17 protein-coding genes are annotated in these 22,409 nt (G+C 51.9%); 7 read left to right on the top strand and 10 right to left on the bottom strand.

Annotated features, from left to right (window positions below):
* Positions 1–29: 29 nt before the first annotated feature.
* Genes ACZ5EH_RS16785 through glpA form a run of 4 tightly spaced genes read right to left on the bottom strand, consistent with a single transcriptional unit; the run spans position 30 to position 5,522 of the window.
* Positions 30–893, bottom strand: coding sequence for a CoB--CoM heterodisulfide reductase iron-sulfur subunit B family protein (locus ACZ5EH_RS16785; RefSeq protein WP_464275027.1), 864 nt, complete (start codon positions 891–893; stop codon positions 30–32).
* Entirely contained in the window at positions 890–2,578 is a 1,689-nt protein-coding gene (locus ACZ5EH_RS16780; protein ID WP_464275026.1) for a 4Fe-4S dicluster domain-containing protein, read from the bottom strand. The genes ACZ5EH_RS16785 and ACZ5EH_RS16780 overlap by 4 nt, the downstream gene beginning before the upstream one ends.
* Positions 2,575–3,900, bottom strand: coding sequence for a glycerol-3-phosphate dehydrogenase subunit GlpB (glpB, locus tag ACZ5EH_RS16775; protein ID WP_464275025.1), 1,326 nt, complete (start codon positions 3,898–3,900; stop codon positions 2,575–2,577). Before glpB ends, ACZ5EH_RS16780 begins: the two co-directional genes overlap by 4 nt.
* Entirely contained in the window at positions 3,897–5,522 is a 1,626-nt protein-coding gene (gene glpA, locus ACZ5EH_RS16770) for an anaerobic glycerol-3-phosphate dehydrogenase subunit GlpA (protein WP_464275024.1), read from the bottom strand. Before glpA ends, glpB begins: the two co-directional genes overlap by 4 nt.
* A gap of 472 nt (positions 5,523–5,994) precedes the next feature.
* Between glpA and ACZ5EH_RS16765 the strand changes: the two genes are divergently transcribed.
* From ACZ5EH_RS16765 to ACZ5EH_RS16735, 7 genes are all read left to right on the top strand, one after another.
* Positions 5,995–6,843: a DeoR family transcriptional regulator gene (locus ACZ5EH_RS16765; protein ID WP_464275023.1), complete on the top strand. Its 849-nt coding sequence runs from the start codon at positions 5,995–5,997 to the stop codon at positions 6,841–6,843.
* 321 nt (positions 6,844–7,164) lie between these two features.
* The gene (locus ACZ5EH_RS16760) at positions 7,165–8,256 is read left to right on the top strand and encodes an ABC transporter ATP-binding protein (RefSeq protein ID WP_464275022.1); all 1,092 of its coding nucleotides are present in this window, start codon (positions 7,165–7,167) and stop codon (positions 8,254–8,256) included.
* 13 nt (positions 8,257–8,269) lie between these two features.
* On the top strand, positions 8,270–9,355 hold the full coding sequence (locus tag ACZ5EH_RS16755) for an ABC transporter ATP-binding protein (protein ID WP_464275021.1): 1,086 nt from the start codon (positions 8,270–8,272) through the stop codon (positions 9,353–9,355).
* A gap of 37 nt (positions 9,356–9,392) precedes the next feature.
* Positions 9,393–10,262, top strand: a complete 870-nt coding sequence (locus tag ACZ5EH_RS16750; protein WP_464275020.1) for a carbohydrate ABC transporter permease — start codon at positions 9,393–9,395, stop codon at positions 10,260–10,262.
* Entirely contained in the window at positions 10,262–11,065 is an 804-nt protein-coding gene (locus tag ACZ5EH_RS16745; protein WP_464275019.1) for a carbohydrate ABC transporter permease, read from the top strand. The genes ACZ5EH_RS16750 and ACZ5EH_RS16745 overlap by 1 nt, the downstream gene beginning before the upstream one ends.
* Positions 11,066–11,086: 21 nt before the next feature.
* A complete protein-coding gene (locus tag ACZ5EH_RS16740) occupies positions 11,087–11,365 on the top strand; it encodes a DUF2160 domain-containing protein (RefSeq protein ID WP_464275018.1) in 279 nt (92 codons plus the stop codon).
* 92 nt (positions 11,366–11,457) lie between these two features.
* The gene (locus tag ACZ5EH_RS16735) at positions 11,458–13,212 is read left to right on the top strand and encodes an ABC transporter substrate-binding protein (protein ID WP_464275017.1); all 1,755 of its coding nucleotides are present in this window, start codon (positions 11,458–11,460) and stop codon (positions 13,210–13,212) included.
* An 88-nt stretch (positions 13,213–13,300) separates the two neighbouring features.
* Here ACZ5EH_RS16735 and ACZ5EH_RS16730 read toward each other — a convergent pair whose 3' ends face one another.
* From ACZ5EH_RS16730 to ACZ5EH_RS16705, 6 genes are all read right to left on the bottom strand, one after another.
* A complete protein-coding gene (locus ACZ5EH_RS16730) occupies positions 13,301–13,786 on the bottom strand; it encodes an RT0821/Lpp0805 family surface protein (protein ID WP_464275016.1) in 486 nt (161 codons plus the stop codon).
* A gap of 199 nt (positions 13,787–13,985) precedes the next feature.
* Positions 13,986–15,191 (bottom strand): sigma-54 interaction domain-containing protein, encoded by a 1,206-nt coding sequence (locus ACZ5EH_RS16725; protein WP_464275015.1) that lies wholly within the window; start codon positions 15,189–15,191, stop codon positions 13,986–13,988.
* A 241-nt stretch (positions 15,192–15,432) separates the two neighbouring features.
* On the bottom strand, positions 15,433–16,650 hold the full coding sequence (locus ACZ5EH_RS16720) for a type II secretion system F family protein (protein WP_464275014.1): 1,218 nt from the start codon (positions 16,648–16,650) through the stop codon (positions 15,433–15,435).
* 261 nt (positions 16,651–16,911) lie between these two features.
* Complete coding sequence (locus ACZ5EH_RS16715; RefSeq protein ID WP_464275013.1) at positions 16,912–18,630, bottom strand: GspE/PulE family protein; 1,719 nt, start codon at positions 18,628–18,630, stop codon at positions 16,912–16,914.
* Positions 18,631–18,732: 102 nt separating this feature from the next.
* The gene (locus ACZ5EH_RS16710; RefSeq protein WP_464275012.1) at positions 18,733–20,517 is read right to left on the bottom strand and encodes an ExeA family protein; all 1,785 of its coding nucleotides are present in this window, start codon (positions 20,515–20,517) and stop codon (positions 18,733–18,735) included.
* A 1-nt stretch (position 20,518) separates the two neighbouring features.
* Complete coding sequence (locus tag ACZ5EH_RS16705; RefSeq protein WP_464275011.1) at positions 20,519–22,408, bottom strand: hypothetical protein; 1,890 nt, start codon at positions 22,406–22,408, stop codon at positions 20,519–20,521.
* Between the last annotated feature and the right edge of the window lies 1 nt (position 22,409).

Below are 22,409 nucleotides of genomic sequence, written 5' to 3'. Positions count from 1 at the left end.
ATCCGTGTTCATGCCGCAGAAGCCACGCTTCAGGCAAGAGCCTGGAGCGCAGAAGGCAAAGTATTTGCTTCCATACCCACTGCATGTGGCGCTAACCCCAGCGCAAGCCCCAGCAATTGGGGAAACAACACCGCTGGTGGCGCACCCGCCACCGCTTCCTGAGGCAACTGGGGGCGCAGCGTATCAAATTGCAACTGACAATAGCTGCAGGCGGTGCACAACACATCTGCCCCCGCTGCACGGGCATCCACCAGTTTTTTCACGGCCAGTTTCGCGGCCAGACGGTCATTCTTCCCCCACAGGGGGTTACCGCAGCATTCTAGTCGCATGGGCCAATCAACAGGTTCGCTGCCAGTTGCCTTTACCAGCCGCTCAAAAATCGTTGGTGAAAGCGGATTGTCAAATTGTGTCACGGCGCCGGGGCGCAACGCATGGCATCCATAGTGCGCCGCCACCCGCACATCCTGCAAAGGCAACGTCACTGCAGAAGCTATCCGCGCAGCTCCTACATCGCTGTCCAGGGCCTGCAGCAGATGTACAACCCGGAGTTCATTTACAGGGGGGAGTTCCAGCCCCTGCTCATGCAGCATGGAGCGTATCCGCTGCCGCAGTTCCTCATTTTCCCGCAGCCAGTAGACAGCATGGCGCAGGTTGCCGAAACAGCACTTGCAAGGGGTGAGGATAACCAGACCATGCTGCCGCGCCAAGGCAAAATTCCAGGCGGCGGAAAACATGGAAGCCACAAAACTTTGGTGCCGAATGGGATAGCCACAACAATTAAAATCCAGATCAACCAGTTCGATCCCCAACGCAGTGCATGCGGACCTGGTGGCTTGCCCGTATTGCGGCAAATGATAGGGGATCTTGCAACCTGGGAAAAATGCGTATTTCACTGCGCCCCCTTTTGTGTATCTTCATCTTCTCGAGAAGGCTCTGGGCGCATCCTTTCGGCGGCAATATTACGCAGCTCATAAAGGACATCCGCCACACGAACACCTTGGGGGCAATTCTCCTGGCACTTGTAACAGGTCACACAGCTCCAGACCATACGCGCGCCAAGAGCGAGATCCTTGAGCCCCATTCGCATCAGGTTCATGATTTGCTGTGGCGTCAGGTCAAGTTCGTGCACGGGGTCATCCGCAGCAGCCACCACAGGACACACGCTGGTGCAGGTGGTGCACTGGATGCAGGGCCAGAAGCTCTCGCGCCTGTCTGTCAAATTGACGGGCCGCCTGGTATCGACAACATTGGCGCCCTGCGGAATCCGCTCCTGAAAATAGGCAGACCACGCAGCCGCAGTGCGTCGCACAATAAGACCATGGGGGTCGGCCTGCTCTCGAGTTATCAACTCCTTGCGCGCATGGAGCCACAGCTGCTGCAAATCTATGCGCGAAGGACAAACCTCGGTGCAGCGATGGCATTCCGTACAGATGAAACTCCCCTCCGCGTAGGCTGCAAGCTCTCTATCGGAAAGTCTTCCGGCAGCATCGCGCCTGAGGCTGATAAGCTTTTCAGAAGGCAAAACATTCCTGTTTCCCATGGCCAGAAAGGCAGGGAGCACGCTGCAGGCTGCACTGCAAGCGCCACAATGAGTGCACGCATCAACACCAAGACCTGCGGCCATTTCCTGAGGGCCGGAAGAAACCGCCACACGACGTACCGTAAGGTTTAATGGCGTGGTCACCACATGCAGCATCTTGCCAAAAGGCAGCCAGGCCAGGCCGAAAAAGGTCAACAGCACATGCAGGTACCAAAGCGTTTCATGCGCATTGGCAGCGTCAAGGGCGGACGCGGCAGGAGCAATGCCCATCGCCAAGGGACGTGAGACAAAGGCCGATGCGGTATTCGCATGGCAGGAACCGCAGTAGTTTTCGTTCACTTCCTCGCCCTGTTCCTGCATAGCGGCGGAGGCTTCTTTCCCTTGCGCTCCGGCATCAAAAACAACGCCCTGCCCGGACCAGTAGGCCTGTAGGGCGGCGAGTTCTTCATCCTCGAGAAACGGCGAAAAGTCCTCCACCATGCGCTCAAATACTTGTTGGGAACTCATTTTCACGGCTTCAAGAGCAAAACCACTCACCACAATGCTGCCCACCAAAGCCAGGGCAAACCAGTCCATGCTCCCGGTAGTGCGCCGCATCCCCTTGTTCCGCCAGCGACGTACCGCAGCGCCTGCCAGACCGGCGAGAACCATAACCCCAAAGAGATTGCGCAAAAACTGGTAAGGATCGAGTGTCGGCTCATAGCCAGGCATGAGCCCTGCAGTCACGCCATCCATGGCGTGCATCAAAACCAGCGCCATGAAACCGGCAAAAATGGTGAAGTGAATCCCCCAGCGCAGAGGGCTTTTTTGCAACAGATGCAATTGCAAGAGGGAATCGCGAAAAAAAGCCAGCAAAACGGCCCCAATTTTGGGGCTGAAAAGTATACGTAGCGTCTCCTTTAGCGAATAGACCACGCGTTTGGCGGGGGAGTGCGCCGAACCAGGCAGTGAACGACGCACCCACACCGCCACCCTGAAGAGCAGGCCGGAGAGACAGAGAGCCAGACTCAGGGTCAGGGTAACATTGAAGAAATTCATTTACCGCCCCCTATAAGGGAGTGTGCGGCTTCTACTGCGCACCAGGCGGTGGAAACGGCCAGTCCAGCGCCGCACTTCTGACGCATCCAGTCCTGCCCTGCCAGAATGGAGCCCGCTGCAAATAGATTGGCAAAGGCAACCTCCCCGGCAGTGCTCAGCGGACGAAACATAGCATCCACCAGCAACCCGGAACGATTCACGGCGTGCCCTTCAGGCGTGAAAAACTGCTTTGCATGCCACGCATCCCGCGACTCGGGCTGCTGCACGTACAGTCCCAAAACGGGTTCGCGAATGCCGGTACGCTCTGCCTGGAGCCCTTTACCGAAAAAACGGCCGCCAGCGTGGATGGCAGTTCGCGCAGTGATCTGAAATTCGGCAACCGGGGATTCGGGGATTCCCTGCAAGGGGGCAGCTCCCAACCCCGTCACATCGAAACGCAGGTTCCCGTCCGGGAGAAGCGCCCCCTGTGATGCAAGCTTCTGCGAATAAACATCCACGCCTTGTTGCGGCAAATAACGCTCAAAGGCTGCACGCAAACGTCCGCCCGCCACAGAAGGAGGCAAGGTCGGAATCTCAAAAACCTTTGCCCCGAGCATTTCTTCCAAATGCGCGTGCGCGTCTCCGCCCCCGTACAGCCCCAGGGAAGAGGGAAAACCGATGAACTGCTCACCGTTGAGTTCAGGAGCCACCACAGCAGCAAGGGCGCGCCGGACTTCCGGATCTGCCAGAGACTGGGCTAGATGCTCCGCATACAGCTCCCCCCTGAATCCAGGGAAAAAGAGCTGCGCACTACGCAACGCAGGCCAATGCGGGTTTTGCACGGATTCTATTTGCCTTGCGCTGAAACCCTTCAACCCCTTGAACCCTACGATCAGGCAAGGCGCCTTTTCCTCCAGAGCCACAGCGCCTTGCCACATGCTGCGGGGCACACGCCAGGTGCGTTTTATGGTCCCCGCTGGCGTCAGCATTGCGGTATTGTGCTCGGCGTGGCCTTCATATGGCAGCCCCATCTGCGCCAGGGATTTGCAAAAAGCATCCATGGCCTCACGAGTACGCGCACTCCCTACCTTGGCATAGGGGTGCTCAGGACAGTCGCGTACCAGAGCGTCCATGGCCTGCCAGGGAGACTTCCACACAGTGCCGGCCGCAACGGGATGCACAGACAGCAGGTCCAACGGCCCTGTACTGAAATCAATGCCCCCAACAGAACCACACATGGCGACTGTCATTCCTCTGGCTGCAGCGAACAAAGCCGCGGCCATACCCGCCATGCCGGCGCCGATCACAAACACATCATAAACGGGGGCGTTTTCGCGGCTCATGCCTCTCCCTTTTCCAGCAAATCTTCCGTATCCTGCTCAACCCACGCAGGACCTTCCAACTGTTCAAGCTCGAGTATGTTGCAGTGTACCGCCTCTTGGAGTTCCGCCTGCATGAGGGGTAGCCCCCATAGCACCGGGCGCTTGCCACGCCAGCGACGCTCGATGAAATGCTTGAGTTCGTGCAGGCCGCGCTCACCCTCCACAGCGCCGCTTTCATACAAATGCGCCGTGACACGCGGCCCGCAGAACCCACCCTGGCAAGGCCCCTTACCCACGCGACTGCGCTGGGCAACGGCCTTAAGCAGGGATCGCCCCCTCATTTCGCCAAGATCGGCTACGATCTCATCCACAACCCGGGCTGAGACCATTTCGCATTCACAAAGCACCATATCGTCCGTGGCGTCACCACCGGCCTGTTGCACCCAATGGCGCGCAGCCTTTCCGGGCTCACACCAGCGTCCGCTCACCGAACTGGGGAGCGGTTCCGTTCTGGTTCTGCACGGAGCATCCACACCCAGTTTTGCGCAAACGAGATCCGCGGTTTTTTCGGCCATGAGCCGGTAGGTGGTCAGCTTGCCCCCGGTGATGGTGATGAAATTCGTAATGTCTTGCTCAGCATGATCCAGCAATGCAAAACCACGGCTGACATTTCGGTCGCTGCCATCCGCTGCAGGCGGTCCCAAACTGACCAGGGGGCGGACTCCGGCATAAGCCCTTATATAACGGGTACGGGCCAACTCAGGCACCATCTTGGCTCCCTCCACCACCATACGGTCCACTTCCGCAATGGTTGGCAAAGCCAGGTCCGGATGGGAAATACGCTCGGAAGTCGTACCAAGAATGGAAACCGTGCCGCCTGGAACCAGGATATCCGCGTCAGCAGCCTTGCGCAGCCTGTTCACAATGCGGCGGGTGATGCGATCCTGGGTGATGACGAGGCTCCCCATGGAATACAGAACCGAAATCTCAACGCCGGCCAAATCGCAGACAATGCCGGCCCATGCGCCCGAGGCATTGACCACCAATTCTGGATTGATGGTGAATGTCTTGCCGCTGGTATCATCCCGGACAGCAACCGATTTTATACGGCCATTTGCAATGGTGAAGCCGCTGACACAAGCATTGCGCATGACAGCGCCACCCAGATTGCACGCCTGGGCCATATTATCCATGCAAAGCATGAAAGGATCGATTGAGCCGTCTTCCACAAGGTAGGCGCCAATGACGTCGGGTGATAACGCGGGTTCAAGCTCTCTGGCTTCTTTTGGGGAAATGGAGGTGACGGGAACGGTGCATTCGGAACACATGCAGGGGTAATCGGCAATATAATTTTCGCTGTCCCCTTTTACGGCAACGAAAATGCCCCCCGTATCTTCTATTAAATGCGGGGCGACCCTTTTAAGAATATCGCCTTCTTCCTTGCATTCACGCGCTGCGTGCTGGTCGGAACAGACATAGCGCCCCCCACTGTGGAGCAGTCCGTGGTTGCCCCCTGAAGCTCCCACAGCCAGGTCTCTTTTTTCGAGCAGAAGCGATTGCACGCCCCTGAGCGCCAAGTCTCTGGCGAGACCTGTACCCGTTGCGCCACCGCCAATGATGAGTACGCGGGTTTCGAGCTTCACACCTGCTCCCTGCACTGAAGTCCGCAAAATACACTCAATGCATTTTGCCATCACAACCCCACAGGACAGCAGCGCCCTGTACAGTTGTTCCATGGGAATGCTACTGGCGCATCGTGCCCGTAGGTGACATATCTCGCCCCCTGCCAGCGGATACATCACAAGCACTTCTACGCTGTATTCTCGTTCGTTTTTTTCAGGTCATGACCAGACAGGCCCGGATACCCGAAAACGAAAATGAGTAAGAACAGGGCGTTTGCCCTTTCATGTTACATTTTTGAAGCTTTTATATCTCATTTCGCTTGTGAAACATTTATAGGAATGTTACAAATCACAGCACTAGAAATGCAACATTCTACCCGAAAGAGATGGCAAAAAGTACCAAATTGTAACTGCCTCGTCACCATTTTTTTCGAACTAGAACAAAAAATTTTTCACTTTTCTTTCAATTTTGAACCAAATCAAGGGATCCTCGATGACAGACGACTTCCCTCCCCTCCCAAATGAACGTCCCGGTCTGGACGATTTGCCCCCGACTGATGGCAAACATGCCCCCGTACGACGCAGACAGCAACAAATGCTTGTACTTATTAATGAAAAAGGTTTTGTCTCCATCCAAGACCTTGCTGACAAATTTGAGGTGACCCCGCAGACGGTGCGGCGCGATATCAACCAGATGAACGCACGGGGCCTTGTGCAGCGACATCACGGGGGCGCCGGCAGCACCACAAGTACTGAAAACGTCGACTACACAAGCCGCAAAGTTTTGAATTTAAAAGAGAAAGAGTGTATTGCCCGACTTGCCGCAAAACACATTCCCGCACGCTCCTCTCTGTTCATCAATATTGGCACCACCACAGAAGAAGTCGCCAGAGCCTTGATTAATCATGAAAGATTACGGGTAATCACAAACAACCTTAATGTTGCCACTATTTTGAGCGGAAACGAAAATCTTCAGATTTTCGTAGCCGGCGGCATGATTCGCCACTACGATTGTGGGATTGTTGGCGAAGCCGCCAGCGATTTTATCAGGCAATTTAAGGTGGATTATGGCATTATCGGTATCAGTGGCATTGATATGGACGGTACGCTGCTCGACTTCGATTACCGTGAAGTGCGTACAGCCCGGGCCATCATGGAGAACTCGCGCAAGGTATACCTGGTGACGGACCATACCAAGTTTGGCCGAAGCGCCATGACCAGGCTGGGCAACATAGAGGAACTGGATGCAGTCTTCACAAACAAACGTCCTCCTGAGCCCTTACTGGACATAATTGAAAAAAATAATATTCAATTATTTGTATCAGATGAGGAAGGCTGTTAAGCCATATAGGCTATTTCGTTTCACTTTTTCTTTTTGTCTTTTTCGTTTTGAATATTGATTTTCACTTGAGAAAATTTTCGTACGCTGCTACAAAAATGCAATCATTTTGTAACGAAGTTGCAGAGCTTTGGCAGGCACCGCAATTTCAAAAAGTGACGCGACATGGAAAGGGAGCAGGGCCCGATCCTGGAACGAAGCGGCACAACCACGTACTGGTAACCCGTTGTTATCAGCGTGGTGTTTGTCATACAAAATGCAGCACATCGCATTTTGGGGGTACTTACTCGACTTCCCAACGTACAATAAGTGGGAGAGGCGCTCATGGAGCTTGCGCTCAAGGCAGTAGACAAAATTGTCGCAAAAGAGGTCTACCTCAAAGACGTTAACCTCGAACTGCAATCCGGCTCCCGATATGTGGTTCTGGGCAGAACGCTGGCAGGCAAAACGACCTTGCTCAGAATCATGGCAGGCCTGGACCGGCCTACCACGGGAAAAGTGCTGGTGGACGGCAAAGATGTTACAGGCGTTACCGTTCGCAAACGCCAGGTTGCCATGGTCTACCAGCAGTTCATCAACTACCCGTCGTTGAACATCTACAAAAACATTGCTTCACCGCTCATCAACCACGGCGTTGAGAAATCAGAGATCGAAAAACGGGTAAAGAAAGTTGCCAAGCTGCTGCACATCGATCAGATGCTCGACCGGCTTCCGGCTGAGCTCAGCGGCGGGCAGCAACAGCGCACCGCCATTGCGCGCGCCCTTGTTTCGGAATCCCCTCTGTTATTACTCGACGAACCGTTGGTGAACTTGGATTACAAGCTGCGTGAAGAGTTGCGCGAAGAATTGCTGGGCATCTTCGATAAGCGCGAATCCATTGTCGTCTACACCACTACAGAGCCCACCGAAGCCCTGATGTTGGGGGGCAACATCATTGTCATGCACGAAGGGCGTGTGCTGCAGGTTGGCCCTACACAGCATGTCTATGAAAACCCGGCCTTCACCACTGTTGCCGAAGTGCTCTCCGACCCCCCCATCAATTTCCTCACGGCCATAGTAGATGACGGGAAAGCCAAACTCCGCATCGGAATTGACTTCCCGCTCACCGGACACCTGGCGAACCTGGATTCTGGGGAATACACCTTTGGCGTTCGCGCCCACCACTTCTTCCTCAACCGCAAAAGCGAGAACGACGTTGAGATCCGCTCTCGTGTCGAATTGACCGAAATCAACGGTTCCCAGACATTTGTCCACTTCTGGTACCGCAACCGTTCACTGGTTGTGCAGGAAGACGGTGTGTACGGCCGCAAGACGGGCGACGAGATTTCCGTATTCGTCAATCCCGACGATTTTTTCATCTATGACAAGAGCGGCAACCTGATGCGTGCGCCCTCTCGTCCAAACATTTGCCTGTGACGGGGACGGTGCCATGGCGAAAATAACCCTGGACAAGCTGGCCCACAGCTATCTGCCCAACCCCAAAGGCCCCGACGATTACGCCCTGAAGGAAATCGACACGGTCTGGGACGACGGCGGCGCATACGCCCTGCTCGGCCCTTCTGGTTGCGGCAAAACGACAATGCTGAACATTATTTCCGGATTGCTTACGCCCAGTAACGGGCGGGTTCTTTACGACGCCAAGGACGTGACCAATCTCAAACCCGAACAGCGCAACATCGCCCAGGTCTTTCAGTTTCCCGTGCTGTACGACACCATGACAGTTTACGGTAACCTCTCGTTTCCTCTTAAGAACCGCGGCGTCCCCAAAGAAGAACGGGACCGACGGGTCAAGGAAATTGCTGAAATACTCGACCTTACGCCCTACCTGGGAAACCGGGCCGCGAATCTCGCAGCAGACGCAAAACAGAAGATATCCCTGGGGCGCGGGCTGGTCCGCAGCGATGTGGCCGCCATCCTCTTTGACGAACCCCTCACAGTCATCGATCCGCATCTCAAATGGCAACTCCGCCGCAAGCTCAAAGACATTCATAAGCAGTTCAATCTCACCATGATTTACGTAACGCACGACCAGGTGGAGGCCATGACCTTCGCCGACAAGATCGTGGTCATGTACGACGGTGAAATCGTCCAGATGGGCACGCCGCAGGAGTTGTTTGAAAATCCCCAGCATACCTTTGTCGGCTACTTCATTGGCAGCCCGGGCATGAACCTGCTCGACTGCAAGCTGGACAATGGCAAAGCCGTCATAGAAGGCGGCGCTGTGCCACTGCCCCAGGAGCTGGCAGACAAGGCAGGAAAGGCGGATGGCAAGCTGGAGCTGGGAATCCGCCCCATGTTTATAAAACTGCATGGCAAGGAAGTCCCTGGTTGTCTTGAATGCGGCATCAAACTCGTGGAGGACCAGGGCAGCAGTAAAATCATCAGCCTTGAAGTTGGGGGCGCATCTCTCAAGGCCTGGTTGAGTGAAGGTGCAGAAATCCCATGCGATCGATGCTGGATAGAATTCCCTGCTGATCGCGTGCGCCTTTTCAATAACGGACGGCTTGTCGCCTGATCCCAGCAACCGGACTCCCAGCCCAGAGGAAGACACAATGGAAAAATGGGAAAGCAACAAAGCCTGGTTCCTGATCATCCCGGTCTTCATCATTGTCGCCTTCAGTGCGATCATTCCATTGATGACGGTCGTTAACTACTCAGTTCAGGATATTTTTGGTCCAGGACAACGTTATTTCGTCGGCACAGAATGGTTCAACGAGGTTCTGCACGACTTCCGGCTTCATGATGCCCTGTGGCGACAATTTCTTTTCTCCGGCCTGGTCCTGCTGATCGAAATGCCCCTTGGCATTTTCATAGCCCTGCTCATGCCCAAAAAGGGGTGGGGCTCTTCCGCCAGCCTGGTAACCCTGGCCCTGCCCTTGTTGATCCCCTGGAACGTCATCGGCACCATCTGGATCATCTTCACGCGGCCAGATATCGGCCTTTTCGGCGCGACCATCAACACATTGGGCCTGGGCTTCGACCACACAGCCCACCCCCTGGACGCATGGGTCACACTGATGCTCATGGAAGTGTGGCACTGGACGCCGCTTGTAGCGCTTTTGGCCTATGCAGGCCTGCGAGCCATACCGGAAGCTTTTTATCAGGCAGCCAAAATTGACGGCGCTTCGCGCTGGGCCACCTTCTGGTATATTGAGTTGCCTAAAATGCGCGGCGTGCTGACCATTGCTCTGCTGCTGCGTTTCATGGACAGCTTTCTGATCTATGCCGAGCCCTTTGTGCTCACAGGAGGCGGACCCGGCAACACCACCACCTTCCTGTCCATCTATCTGGTGAAGATGGCGGTGGGACAATTTGACCTTGGTCCCGCGGCCGCCTTCTCCCTGATCTACTTCCTGATCATTCTGCTGTTCTGCTGGTTGTTCTACCAGGCGCTGCAAAACGTCGGAAGAGGAGACAAGTAATGAACGGAAAGCTTCGCCGCTTTGCCTTGCTGTTTTATTTTGTATTGTTAATGCTTCCGGTCTACTGGATGCTGAACATGTCCTTGCGCACCAACGCCGACATTCTTGGCAGCTTCTCGCTGTACCCAAGGAACCTGACGTTTTCCAACTACGCAAAGATATTTACAGATCCATCCTGGTATTCCGGGTATATCAACTCCATCATCTACGTCACCATCAATACGGTGATTTCACTGGTTACGGCTCTGCCAGCGGCCTACGCGTTCTCGCGCTATCGCTTCATTGGCGACAAGCACGTTTTTTTCTGGCTGCTTTCCAACCGTATGGCGCCTCCGGCAGTTTTTCTGCTGCCCTTCTTCCAGCTGTACTCAACCTTCGGGTTGATCGATACGCATATTGCTGTCGCTCTGGCGCATTGCTTGTTCAATGTGCCCCTTGCAGTCTGGATCCTCGAAGGATTCATGTCCGGCATACCCCGAGAAATCGACGAAACCGCATTTATTGACGGGTATAGTTTCCCTAGATTCTTTTTTGCGGTATTCATTCCCTTAATTCGAGCCGGCATCGGTGTAACGGCATTCTTCTGCTTCATGTTCTCATGGGTGGAGCTGCTGCTGGCCCGGACGTTGACAACCACAGTGGCAAAGCCCATCGCCGCGACCATGACCCGTACGGTCAGTGCCAGCGGTCTTGATTGGGGGCTTCTGGCTGCAGCCGGCATTCTCACAATCGTTCCCGGCGCGCTGGTTATCTGGTTTGTTCGCAACCACATGGCCAAGGGCTTTGCCCTGGGCCGCGTGTAAGCATTCTGGAGGGCGAGGCACATGAACCTCGAATGGATGGCCTGGACTCCGATTACGGCAGGAATTTTCATCACCATCTTTATACTGCTTCTGGGCATGACAATCTGGGAAATCGTATCCCCCACGGTTGGCAGACGCGGCCTCATGCCCATTGAAACCACCCGTGGCGATCGTTTCTTTGTGGGCCTGCTTGGCAGCGCCTATATCACCATCGGCTGGATAGGACTGATAGACTTCCCCCTTTGGTATTCCGTACCGATTTCGGTCAGTTTCATCATTTTGACCATGCGTTACGGCTAATCCACCAAAGGGCGCATACTTCTGCGGACAAGGCTATTTCCATGGCAATACAGGCAGGTATTCCAACCCCAACACACCAGAGGAGGTGGCTCATGCAGTTGCAGTCCCTGAAACGCTCTTGGCGACTAACCCTGATGGCGGCACTGATTGCAGTGTTTGCTTTTTCGGCAGGGATCGCCCAGGCAGACGACGCCCAGTATGTAGATGCGGCCAAGAAATGGATTGATAGTGAATTCCAACCTTCCACCCTTTCCAAAGATCAGCAGCTCGAGGAAATGCAGTGGTTCATTAAAGCTTCCAAGCCCTTCCGCGGCATGGAAATCAAAGTTGTTTCCGAAACCATTCCCACCCACGAGTACGAGTCCAAAACCCTGACCAAGGCCTTTGAAGAAATCACAGGCATCAAGGTTACCCACGACCTGATCCAGGAAGGCGACGTCATCGAAAAGCTGCAGGTGCAGATGCAGTCCGGACAAAACGTCTTTGACGGCTACGTCAACGACTCCGACCTCATCGGTACCCACTTCCGCTACGGCGCCGTTACCAACCTGACCGACTGGATGGCCGGAGAAGCCAAGGACGTTACGTTACCCACGCTGGATATTGAAGACTTCATGGGCATTTCCTTCACCACGGGCCCTGATGGTAAAATCTACCAGCTGCCTGACCAACAGTTCGCAAACCTGTACTGGTTTCGTTACGACTGGTTCCAGCGCGAAGATTTCCAAAAGCAGTTCAAGGAAATCTACGGCTACGAACTGGGTGTTCCTGTAAACTGGAGCGCTTACGAAGACATCGCTGAATTTTTCACCAAGCATGTCAAGGAAATCGACGGAAAGGCCGTTTACGGCCACAACGACTACGGCAAAAAAGCCCCTGACCTGGGCTGGCGCTTCACCGACGCTTGGCTCTCCATGGCCGGCGCTGGCGATAAAGGCCTGCCCAATGGTAAGCCCGTTGACGAATGGGGCATCCGTGTCGAAGATTGTCATCCTGCTGGTGCTACTGTTGCACGCGGTGGCGCGACCAACGGCCCTGCCGCCAAGTACTCCCTGCGCAAATACATGGAATGGCTGCGCCTGTACGCCCCTCCAGGAGCCCTGGGCATGGACTTCTACCAGTACCTGCCTTTCCTGGCCAAGGGTAACGTTGCCCAGCAGATCTTCTGGTACACCGCCTTCACCGCTACCATGGTCGAACCCGGCCCCACTGTTAACGAAGATGGTACTCCCAAATGGCGTATGGCGCCCTCTCCTCATGGTCCTTACTGGGAAGAAGGGCAAAAACTCGGTTATCAGGACTGCGGTTCCTGGACTCTGCTGAAAAGCACCCCTGTTGACCGCCGCAAGGCTGCCTGGCTGTACGCCCAGTTCGTAACCTGTAAGACCACCTCGCTGAAGAAGGCACACGTGGGCCTGACCCCGATCCGCGACAGCGACATCAACGACGAATCCTTCACCGAGCGCGCACCCAAGCTGGGCGGCCTGGTGGAATTCTACCGCAGCCCGGCCCGCGTGGCCTGGACGCCTACCGGCACCAACGTGCCTGACTACCCCAAGCTGGCGCAGCTGTGGTGGCAGAACATCGGTGAAGCCGTTTCCGGCGAAGTCACCGTTGATACCGCCATGGACAACCTGGCCAACGAGCAAGACCGCATCCTTGAACGCCTTGAACGTTCTGGCGTACAAAAAATCTGTGGTCCCAAGCTGAACCCCAAGACCGATCCTGAAGAATGGCTGAAAAAGCCCGGCGCACCCAAGGCCAAGCTCGAAAACGAGAAGCCCAAGGGGCAGACTGTGAAGTACGACTCGCTCATCGAAGCATGGCGCAAGGGCCAAGTGAAATAAATCCCCTTACGCCTTGTTGACGCACACACTAACGGGGGCCGAAAGGCCCCCGTTTTTTTGTATGAAGTTACGGCAGAAGCATCACAGATCAGTTCGTACTTACGATCTCCCATTGGCCTTGGGGATTTTTACACGCTGTGCCACGAACCTGTTGTGGCTGCCCATTATCGTAAATAGTCTGCGTGAATTGACGACAGGAGCGCCCGTTATTGCCTGTGTAGTAGCTGGCAGGAGTAACCCTGTAGTTGTACCCCGTATTCGGGTTGTTCCACGTGCTTGTTTGGCCGGGCTGATTTGTTTCAAGGGCCCGCCCCATGTATTGGCGGTCCTGGCTTGTCATATAGTCACCAATATAACTCCCGACAGCGGCTCCAATGAGCACACCTGCAATTGTGGCAGCTGTTTTACCCGAGCCTGAACCGAATTGCGAACCAGCTATCCCTCCACCAACGCCCCCAACGACGGCGCCGACTTCCCTGCCTCCGACACCTCCTCCTCGTCGGGGCTGACAGGCTGTAAGAGCAGTCACCAAAATCAAGATAACGGCCAAAGAAATACCTATTGTTTTTTTCATGATTGTTCCCCTTTGGTTTGTAGTCTTGTGAGGCCTCGAAAATAAACACCTCACTTCAATTTAATACTGTACGCACAATCACTTTAATGACAAGTGACAAGGGAAAAAATACATGCAGGAATACGTTACATCTCTCTGTCGGATTATCTCCTACAGAAGAAACGCCTTTCGATACAATGTCAATGTAAATAGGAAAGATCTATTTGAAGGAAGAAACGTCGATATCGTATTTCTTGATACGATGCCAGAGACTACGTTCTTTTATGCCAAGCTTTTCGGCAGCTCTGACTTGAACGCCCCCTGCTTGTGAAAGGGCTGCGACAATGTAGGACTTTTCAAACTCTTCAAGCTTTTCGTCCAGACTAATACCTTCGGGCAAGGTGTCATCAATACTTTCCATATTAGTACTAATTTGCTGCGAAGGTAGATGCTTAGGCAGCACCAGACCATCCTCAGCGAGCACAGCCGCACGCTCCATGACGTTCCTGAGTTCCCGGACATTGCCGGGCCAGGGATTGCTCATAAGCACCTGGAGAGCTTCATCGGAAAAGGTCAGATTGGAACCGAACCGCTCAAGAAAAAAACCGGCAAGAAGTGGAATGTCTTCGCGCCGCTCACGTAAAGGAGGAAGATGCATGGGAAAAACATTCAGACGGTGAAACAGGTCTTCCCGAAACGTGCCTTCCTCTATCATTTTTTTGAAGCTTTTGTTTGTAGCAGCGATAAGTCTGATATTGAACTTTACAGGCTTGCTCCCCCCTACACGCTCACATTCTCCAGATTCAAGCGCCCGTAATATCTTGGCTTGTGTTTCCAGTGGCATATCGCCAATTTCGTCAAGAAAAAGTGTGCCGCCATCTGCCTGCTCGAATTTACCTTTTTTCTGGCTGACAGCGCCCGTAAAGGCACCTTTTTCATGGCCGAAAAGTTCACTCTCGAGCAATCCTTCTGGAATTGCAGCGCAGTTAACTGCAACAAAAGGCTTATCCTTACGCGGGCTATGCTTGTGCACGTTGTGAGCAACAACATCCTTACCAGTGCCGGATTCGCCTGTTACAAGCACAGTGGCATCGCTGGGTGCAACCTTGATGATCTGCCCCATGATACCGCGCATTACCTGACTCTGGCCAATGATCTCAGGGAAGAGTTCCCGCGCGTCCACTTTGCTCAGGATGTCGGTAATCTGGTGAAAAATAGAATTAAAATGAGTAAGCTGGTCGCGACCAGTTTGGTTTTTGTCTTCAATGCGCTGCTTGACCATGGGGATACTTTCCGCGCGCTTAATGAACTTCTCAATGGGGCGCAGAATGCTCCAGGCAACGATAAGTGCTGTTATGTACGTTGCGCCGGTTATTATGACGCCCCAAAAAGAGAGCAGCAGCGCAGGATCCAATCCAGTAGCCATACAGTGTAAAACCAACCTGTATGTGATGACCATGGACAAGAGCGCAATACAAGAGAATATGAGCGGTATGATGATATATAAACTTACGTGGAATTTTCTCATAACCTTACTGCTCTATATTCCATACTATACTAAAGGAAAAATCAAAACCCATACTGGAAGCTCCGCTAAATGCCGAGCTTCCAATATGTTTCTTTTAAGCAGACGCAACAGGAACAAGCTTCTGTAAAAGATGCATGCCCTAATGAACTGTCTTCGTAAGGTCGAACATGGGAAAGAGAATCGCAGCAGCAAAAAAGCCTACTACAACCGCCAAGCAGCACATCAATATGGGCCCAATCAACTCCGACATTCTATGAACAGCATATTCAACCTCATAATCGTAGTGATTGGACACCTGCTGCAACATTTCGTCAAGATTACCAGATTCTTCACCAATGGCGATCATGTTGATGACCATGGGTGTAAAATTACGCGAGTTGCGTAAAGGACCGGAGATGCCGCGTCCTTCCTGTAGTTTTTCCTTTAGGTGCTCGAATTCTTGAGAAATAGCTGCATTACCAATGGTACTCGTAAGGATGGTGACGGTATCGAGGATGGACACACCGCTACCTTGAAGCAAAGAAAAGATACTGGCAAAACGCGCCATTGCGCCTTTTCGATAAACGGGGCCAACAAGTGGCATCTTCAGGAGCATGGAGTCTTTAACATAACGCCCCCGTTCGGTCCTGAAATACATGACAATTGCAGTGACGCTCACAATTATCGTGACAAGTCCAACATGCCAATACGCCTGCATCGCCTTGTAAAGGTACATGCAGACCTTGGTGGGCAAAGGTAATTCAACCTGCGCTCTTTCAAAAATCTGAACAAATTTAGGAATAACGAAGTTCAATAAGAAGAGGAAGGCGCCAATAAGCATAACCACAACAATGATGGGATAGACCATGGCGGACTGAATCTGCTTCTTAACCTTGTGCTCGTGTTCTATAAGGTAGATAAGCCGTTCAAGTACATCCGGGAGCGTACCTGAGACTTCACCTGCCTTGAGCATGCTACAATACAGGGGGCTGAAGATGTCGTTATGTTTACTAAAGGCATTAAAAAGTGTGGAGCCCTGTCGGATGTCTTCACTGATGGAAACAACAGCATGCTTGAGTTTGGGATTCTGACTTTGCTGCTCCAGCACTTCCAGCAAGTTGACGATGGAAATACCGGCGTTGAATAGCGTGCGAAATTGTTTCGTAAAAAGAATGATCTCAGGCGTTTTGACACTATTCAACTTGTCATTCAGTTTACTGACAATGGAGATTTCGCCGCCTCCCTGCAGGGTCACCTTTCCTGGAATAAAACCACGGGAAGCAATCATATCACGAGCAGCTTCAATCGAATCCGCCTCGACAACGCCGTCCACTGAAGAACCGCCATCCGTAATTGCTTGATATTTAAAAGTCGGCATGTCTATCCCCCGCTATACAAGTACAGAGAGCGGAAAAATGATTTATCTGGCTCTCGTCAGTTGCTCAGTCACTCCTGGCCGTCGACAAGCACACTGGCTGCTTCAAGACGACATACTACGCATAATAAGCTTATTACTCTCCAGGCAAGAAAAAACCTACTCCAAGGATGTTATTCATAGCAGTTTCATCCGCATGCTGTCGAGCCATGGCAGAGTTGGACGACTTCGCACATGCACAAATTATGATTACTATTTTGCGTTTCAAATCAACACGGCGGACCCTGCTTCCTCCAAAGTGGTAATACCACGCGCTGCCTTAGTGGCAGCATCCTGCTTCAAGGTCCGTAACTTGCCTGAAGTAATTGCACTTTTAAAAATATGGCTGGCAGTATCCCGCCGCAGAATCATGTTCTGGATATCAGTGTCGATTTCAAGAATTTCAAAAATGCCAATTCTGCCGGAAAAACCTGTTTCATGACATCTTTGACACCCTTTGCCCCTGAAAAAAGTTGCCTTGGTAGCTTTATCCAGTCCCATGGCCACTAATGCTTCTTTTGCAGGCGTATAAGGTTCACGACAATGAGGGCAGACCTTCCGAACCAGTCGCTGTGCTATAGCAACAAGCAAAGTTGAAGAGATAAGAAACGGTTCAACTCCCATTTCGAGAAGCCTGGTTATCGCACCAACAGCATCATTCGTATGAAGGGTAGATAACAGTTTATGACCAGTTAACGATGCTTGCACTGCGATATTGGCTGTTTCGCTATCACGAATCTCACCGACCATTACAACATCGGGGTCCTGACGCAGAATTGAGCGCAAACCGCTGGCAAAGGTCATCCCGGCCTTACGGTTCAACTGCACCTGTCGCACTTTTTCGATCCGGTATTCAACTGGGTCTTCAAGCGTAATGATATTGACATCAGGCTGGTTCAAAATTCTGAGCATTGCATATAAACTTGTACTTTTACCACTTCCAGTGGGACCAGTAGAAAGAATCATGCCCCAGGGCTTTTGCAGGGCCCTGTCAATTTTTGCCCTGTCAACGGGAGAAAGGCCAAGATCATCGAGATTTTGCTTGCCACCACTAATTTCCAACAGCCTGAGTACAACGTTCTCACCATGTATAGTCGGCAGACAGGAAACGCGAACATGTATTTCACGTTCATCAATGCGGAAAGTAAAACGTCCGTCCTGGGGGATACGAGTAATCGCGATATCCATACCAGCCAATAATTTGAGACGAGAAACGACGGGAAGAAAGTAGGCTTTTGGCGGCGCAGGTACATGCCGAAGCTTGCCGTCCACACGATAACGCATCTGTACATAGCGCTTTTCGGGGCTGATGTGTACGTCACTTGCCCCCTCTCTCATGGCGCGCGTCAGAATAGAATTGACTAAACGGATTACGGGTGCTTCCTCTGCTAGACCTTGCAGAGAAAAGACAGTGATATCCTGGTCAGGACGTTCAGCGTCGGATTCAACATCTATGGTCAATTCAGCCTGCGACAGGCCATCATCAAGCTCAGAAGAAATATTGTAGATATTGAACATCAAATCACAGAGTTCCTGCTCTGTGCATACAACAGGATCAACGCCCTTATTCGTAAGCTTTTCTACAGCATCAAGAGCCGACACATCCATGGGGTCGGACATGGCGACTTTAATGACGCGGGCATTCTGAGCAAGTGGAACGAGATGATACTTCTTGGCAAAATCTGGAGGCAAAAGCGTTTTTAAACGCTCATCTTCGGGGTATTTGTTGGCGTCGAATTTTTCTACTCGCAAATGCCTGCTGATAAGTTCAACAAGCTGATTCTCACGCAAAACGCCTTTTCTTATAAGAAATTCGCCTAGCTTCAGCCCACTCTCTCGTTGTTCTTCAAGAGTATGCTCCAAAACAGGGCGAGAAAGAATTCCTTCAGAAATAAGAACTTCACAAAACCGTTCATGGGCGCTTTGCCATCGGTTTCGAGCCATGACCGCTCCAAATCTGAAACGCAGATAAACAAATGAATACAGAGATAAGCACTATGCCGACGTCAATGCTACCCTGTCTTAATGAAAAGGGGAAGTTGGCAATCAGCGAAGAGCGATTTCACTTTCCCAAATGGATTCATCATTGAAAAAAATCGTATCGGGTTCCCAAGCACCAAGAACCACCGCCTTCTTACGTAAAGATTCAGGAAGAGAAGAAAGCAATTCGCGGGCTTTGTCCTCACTTGCAAACCTGCGCTGGGTCATCACATAAAAGCGAATAGAAGAGGCATCACCCTTTTTAAGAATTGCCAACCGAAGGGCAACCCCCTCAAGAGGCGGATTACGCAGGGCATGTGCTGCACTAGCAAGGTCATCGTAAACAGCAAGGCGGAGCCAGTACCCATCCTTGACGCTGGAAGCCTTGACGGATGCTACAGCAGGAAATGTAATACTTGTGCCTGCATTGACACGGTCAGGATCTGTAATTTGCGGATTAGCCGCAAGCACCTTTTCAAGGTAGTCCTTGCGATAGATACCATAGACTTTGCTGATCGCCTTGGAAAGAAGCTCGCCCTTAGCTAACTTCATTGTCCCGAGAATTGCGACAGTACCATCTGGAGAAACAGTGGAATGCCCCACTTGCATACTGGCACGATGTGGTTCAGGGACAGCAACGTTTGCTGCTTCAAGACTTGTGATAGATTCTTGAGAAGCCCCGCCACCAACAGCAGCTTCAGTGACTTCCAAAGTTACTCCGGAAATTTCTTCTTCACTGCTTTCTTTAGCAGATGAAACGTCAGTGTGAGAGGATTCGGATTTACCAGATGCAGCGGCTATTTGCTGGTCAGAAGAATCCTTGGTCAAGGAAGCATGTTGCTCTGACACATCTGCAGGAGCAGCAACCAGTGCAGGTGGCGTAAAAGTAGTTTCAGAATCACTTGATACGGCAGTTGAACTTTGCCAAAGGGCAGCCAGGTCTTCTTTGTCTGAATCAGGCAAAAGAAAAAAAGCCACTCCCATAAGGCATGCCGCACAAGCAGCTCCAGTAACAGCCACCCTCGGGATCGGGTTCTTACGCCCGGCAGCCGTGTATACCGTAGAAAATACAGCCTTTTTCTTATTCTCCATTATAACCTGGAGCAAGGTTTTATGGCAAAGCGAAACAACCTTCCGGGGGAACCCCTTACTCAGACGGTAAATGGCCCAATAGGCGGCAGTAGTGAATAATTCAACTGGATTTGCCTCTTTACTCACTAGCTGGATACGATATCGAATCATATCCCGCATTTCAAAGAAGCTGAGAGAATGAAGCTTGTGCAGGGAATCAATGCGATCCACCAGATTTGGAAATTTTTCCATGGACTGTTGGAACTCATTCTGAGCGAAGATGACAATCTGAAGCAGCTTATTCTCATTGGTCTCAAAATTCAGCAGTTCTCGTAACAATTCTAGACAACTGTCCTGAATTTTTTGGCCTTCATCAATTATGAGCACCACTACTTTGTTTTGTTGCGCTCCTCTTTGTAAAAGAGAATTTTTAACCTCTTCCTTAAGCTGCCACTCGGTGGCCTTCTCATCCGCTTTTTCATTAAACAACATGAAATAGAGAATCTTCAGGAACTCCAGTGGTGATTCAAAGTAAGGGTCGAGCAACAGGAGAGGCTCAAAGCTCTCATCCTTCATGATAATGCGGAGAAACTGCCTGCAAAGCGTTGTCTTGCCGGTACCTACCTCTCCCATCACAACATTCAATCCACGGCGCAGCCTTATGGAAACCTCAAGCAGGTTGAGAATTTCGGTACGCCCCGGAACCCGGTAGAAAAAATCCGGGTTGGGAGAGTTGGAAAAAGGTTCATCGGCAAGACCAAGCGCTTTGAAGTAGCTCATGCTATTGCTCCTGAATGAAGTTGGTCTCGGAATCGATGACGATACCATCCTCCTTGAGTTCCCTGTCGATCTGCTCGAAGCTCTTCTGGATGTCATCCGGCGTCCAGAAGTCAAGAATCTTGGGAGTGATGAATATCAACACTTCTTGCTGCTGATCGTCCTTGAGGTCTTCCTTGAAGACGTATCCAAGAACTGGGATATCCTTGAGGTATGGAATACCGCTTTCAGAGTCGTCTATCCGGCGGCGCGTCAGGCCACCAATAACAATCGTTTCGTTGTTCCGGGTAACGAGCTCAGTTTCAGCAAGCTTTTTCCTGATTACAGGAATGCCCTCAATATTTGTCAAAGTGAAATCAAGCTCATCCTTTTTGATCTGGATGCGCATGTGCAAAGCGTTCTCACTGATGATGTGGGGCGTAATGCGCAGGGCAAGTACAGCCTCTCGCCAGGAAATGATTGCATTACCCTGGGCATCAAAGCCTGACCGGTAGGGGATTTCCATACCATCCTTAAGCAAAGCTTCCTTGTTATCCTGCGTCGAAAGCGAAGGACTGGAAAGAATCCTGACCTTATCATCAATGGCCAGGGCCTGCAGTTGTGCTTCCAGAATGTTTTCGCCAATGGTTCCGAAGAGAAACCCCAGAGACATACCAGAGGTTGCTGCTTCAGTGAGGGTCAACGGAAAGTTTGCAGCATAGCCCTGCCCGGAAACGCCAGGCCCGTAATTTGAAGTGTAACGACCCGATTGAGGTCCGGAACCGCCAGTTCCTGAGCCCACAGGGGTATAATAGGTGCTCACATCACCATTACTGCCACCTGGCATCCACACAAATTTCTCATCATTCTGCGCATGCTGATACTGGTAGATACCACCCCATTGAATACCAAGGTCACGAGCAGTCTCAGAATCAGTCTCTACGATGTACGCCTTGATCTTGATTTGTTTACGGGGGCGGTCAATTTTACGGATAAGATAATAAACGATCTTCATCACAGGCCTGGGGGCCTGTACGATAACGGAGTTCGTCTCGATGTCGGGATGCACATATCCAGGGATATTATCTACAAAATCTGTATCTTTATCTTCATCAGTAACATCTAACTGCTGATCGGTCCTTTCGCGAAGTACCGAACCGGATTCCATGCCGCCATCGGAACCAACAACACCGATATCCTCTTCTTCAGTACTCAGATCAGCTTCCCGGTGAAAGACAATCTTCTCAATCATGGCGGCGATATCCACCGCCTTGGTGTATCTGATACGCACTACCCTTGTGACGGGCGGTTCAGCACGTTTGAGAAGAATCTTCTGGATCATCAAACGTGCACGAAGCGCAGTGGACTTGACGTCACGTTCAGCATCAAGAAAAGTCTTGACGCTCAGAATACCGTTTTCCCAGTTGTAGATCAGCCCGTGATTCTTGATAAGCCCTTTAAATACTTCATCCCATGGTTTTTTGAATACATTGATAGTGACTTCAGGATTTCCCAAATCACCCATTTTCCCCTCAGGGGGATTGCCCACCCAGGGAGAAATAGCCATGGAAATGTTCGCAGCCTTGGCAAGTGCGGAAAGTACTGCAGTGATATTGGCATTGCGCATCTCAAGGCTAACAGGAATTTTGGGCAACGGGCGTTCGACTTCCATGTCTTCCAAAAGATCATTGACGTCTTCGTACCCTTCCTCAAGGTTCAGGTTACGCTCGTCAACATCCATGGGAACACCCTCATCCCGCGGGGAATGCCCCTGGGATTGATCTGCAACTGCCCGCCATTTCTGCAAAAAAGCATCCTGCTGTGGACCATTGTCCTTGCGACACGCTTGCACTGCAAAAAGAGCAAGACATGCCACCGCTACCACAGCCACCCGCACTACAAAGCGCTTCTTCATG

It is taken from the genome of Desulfovibrio biadhensis (assembly GCF_055388615.1).
This window is presented reverse-complemented; position numbering and strand designations above follow the sequence as displayed.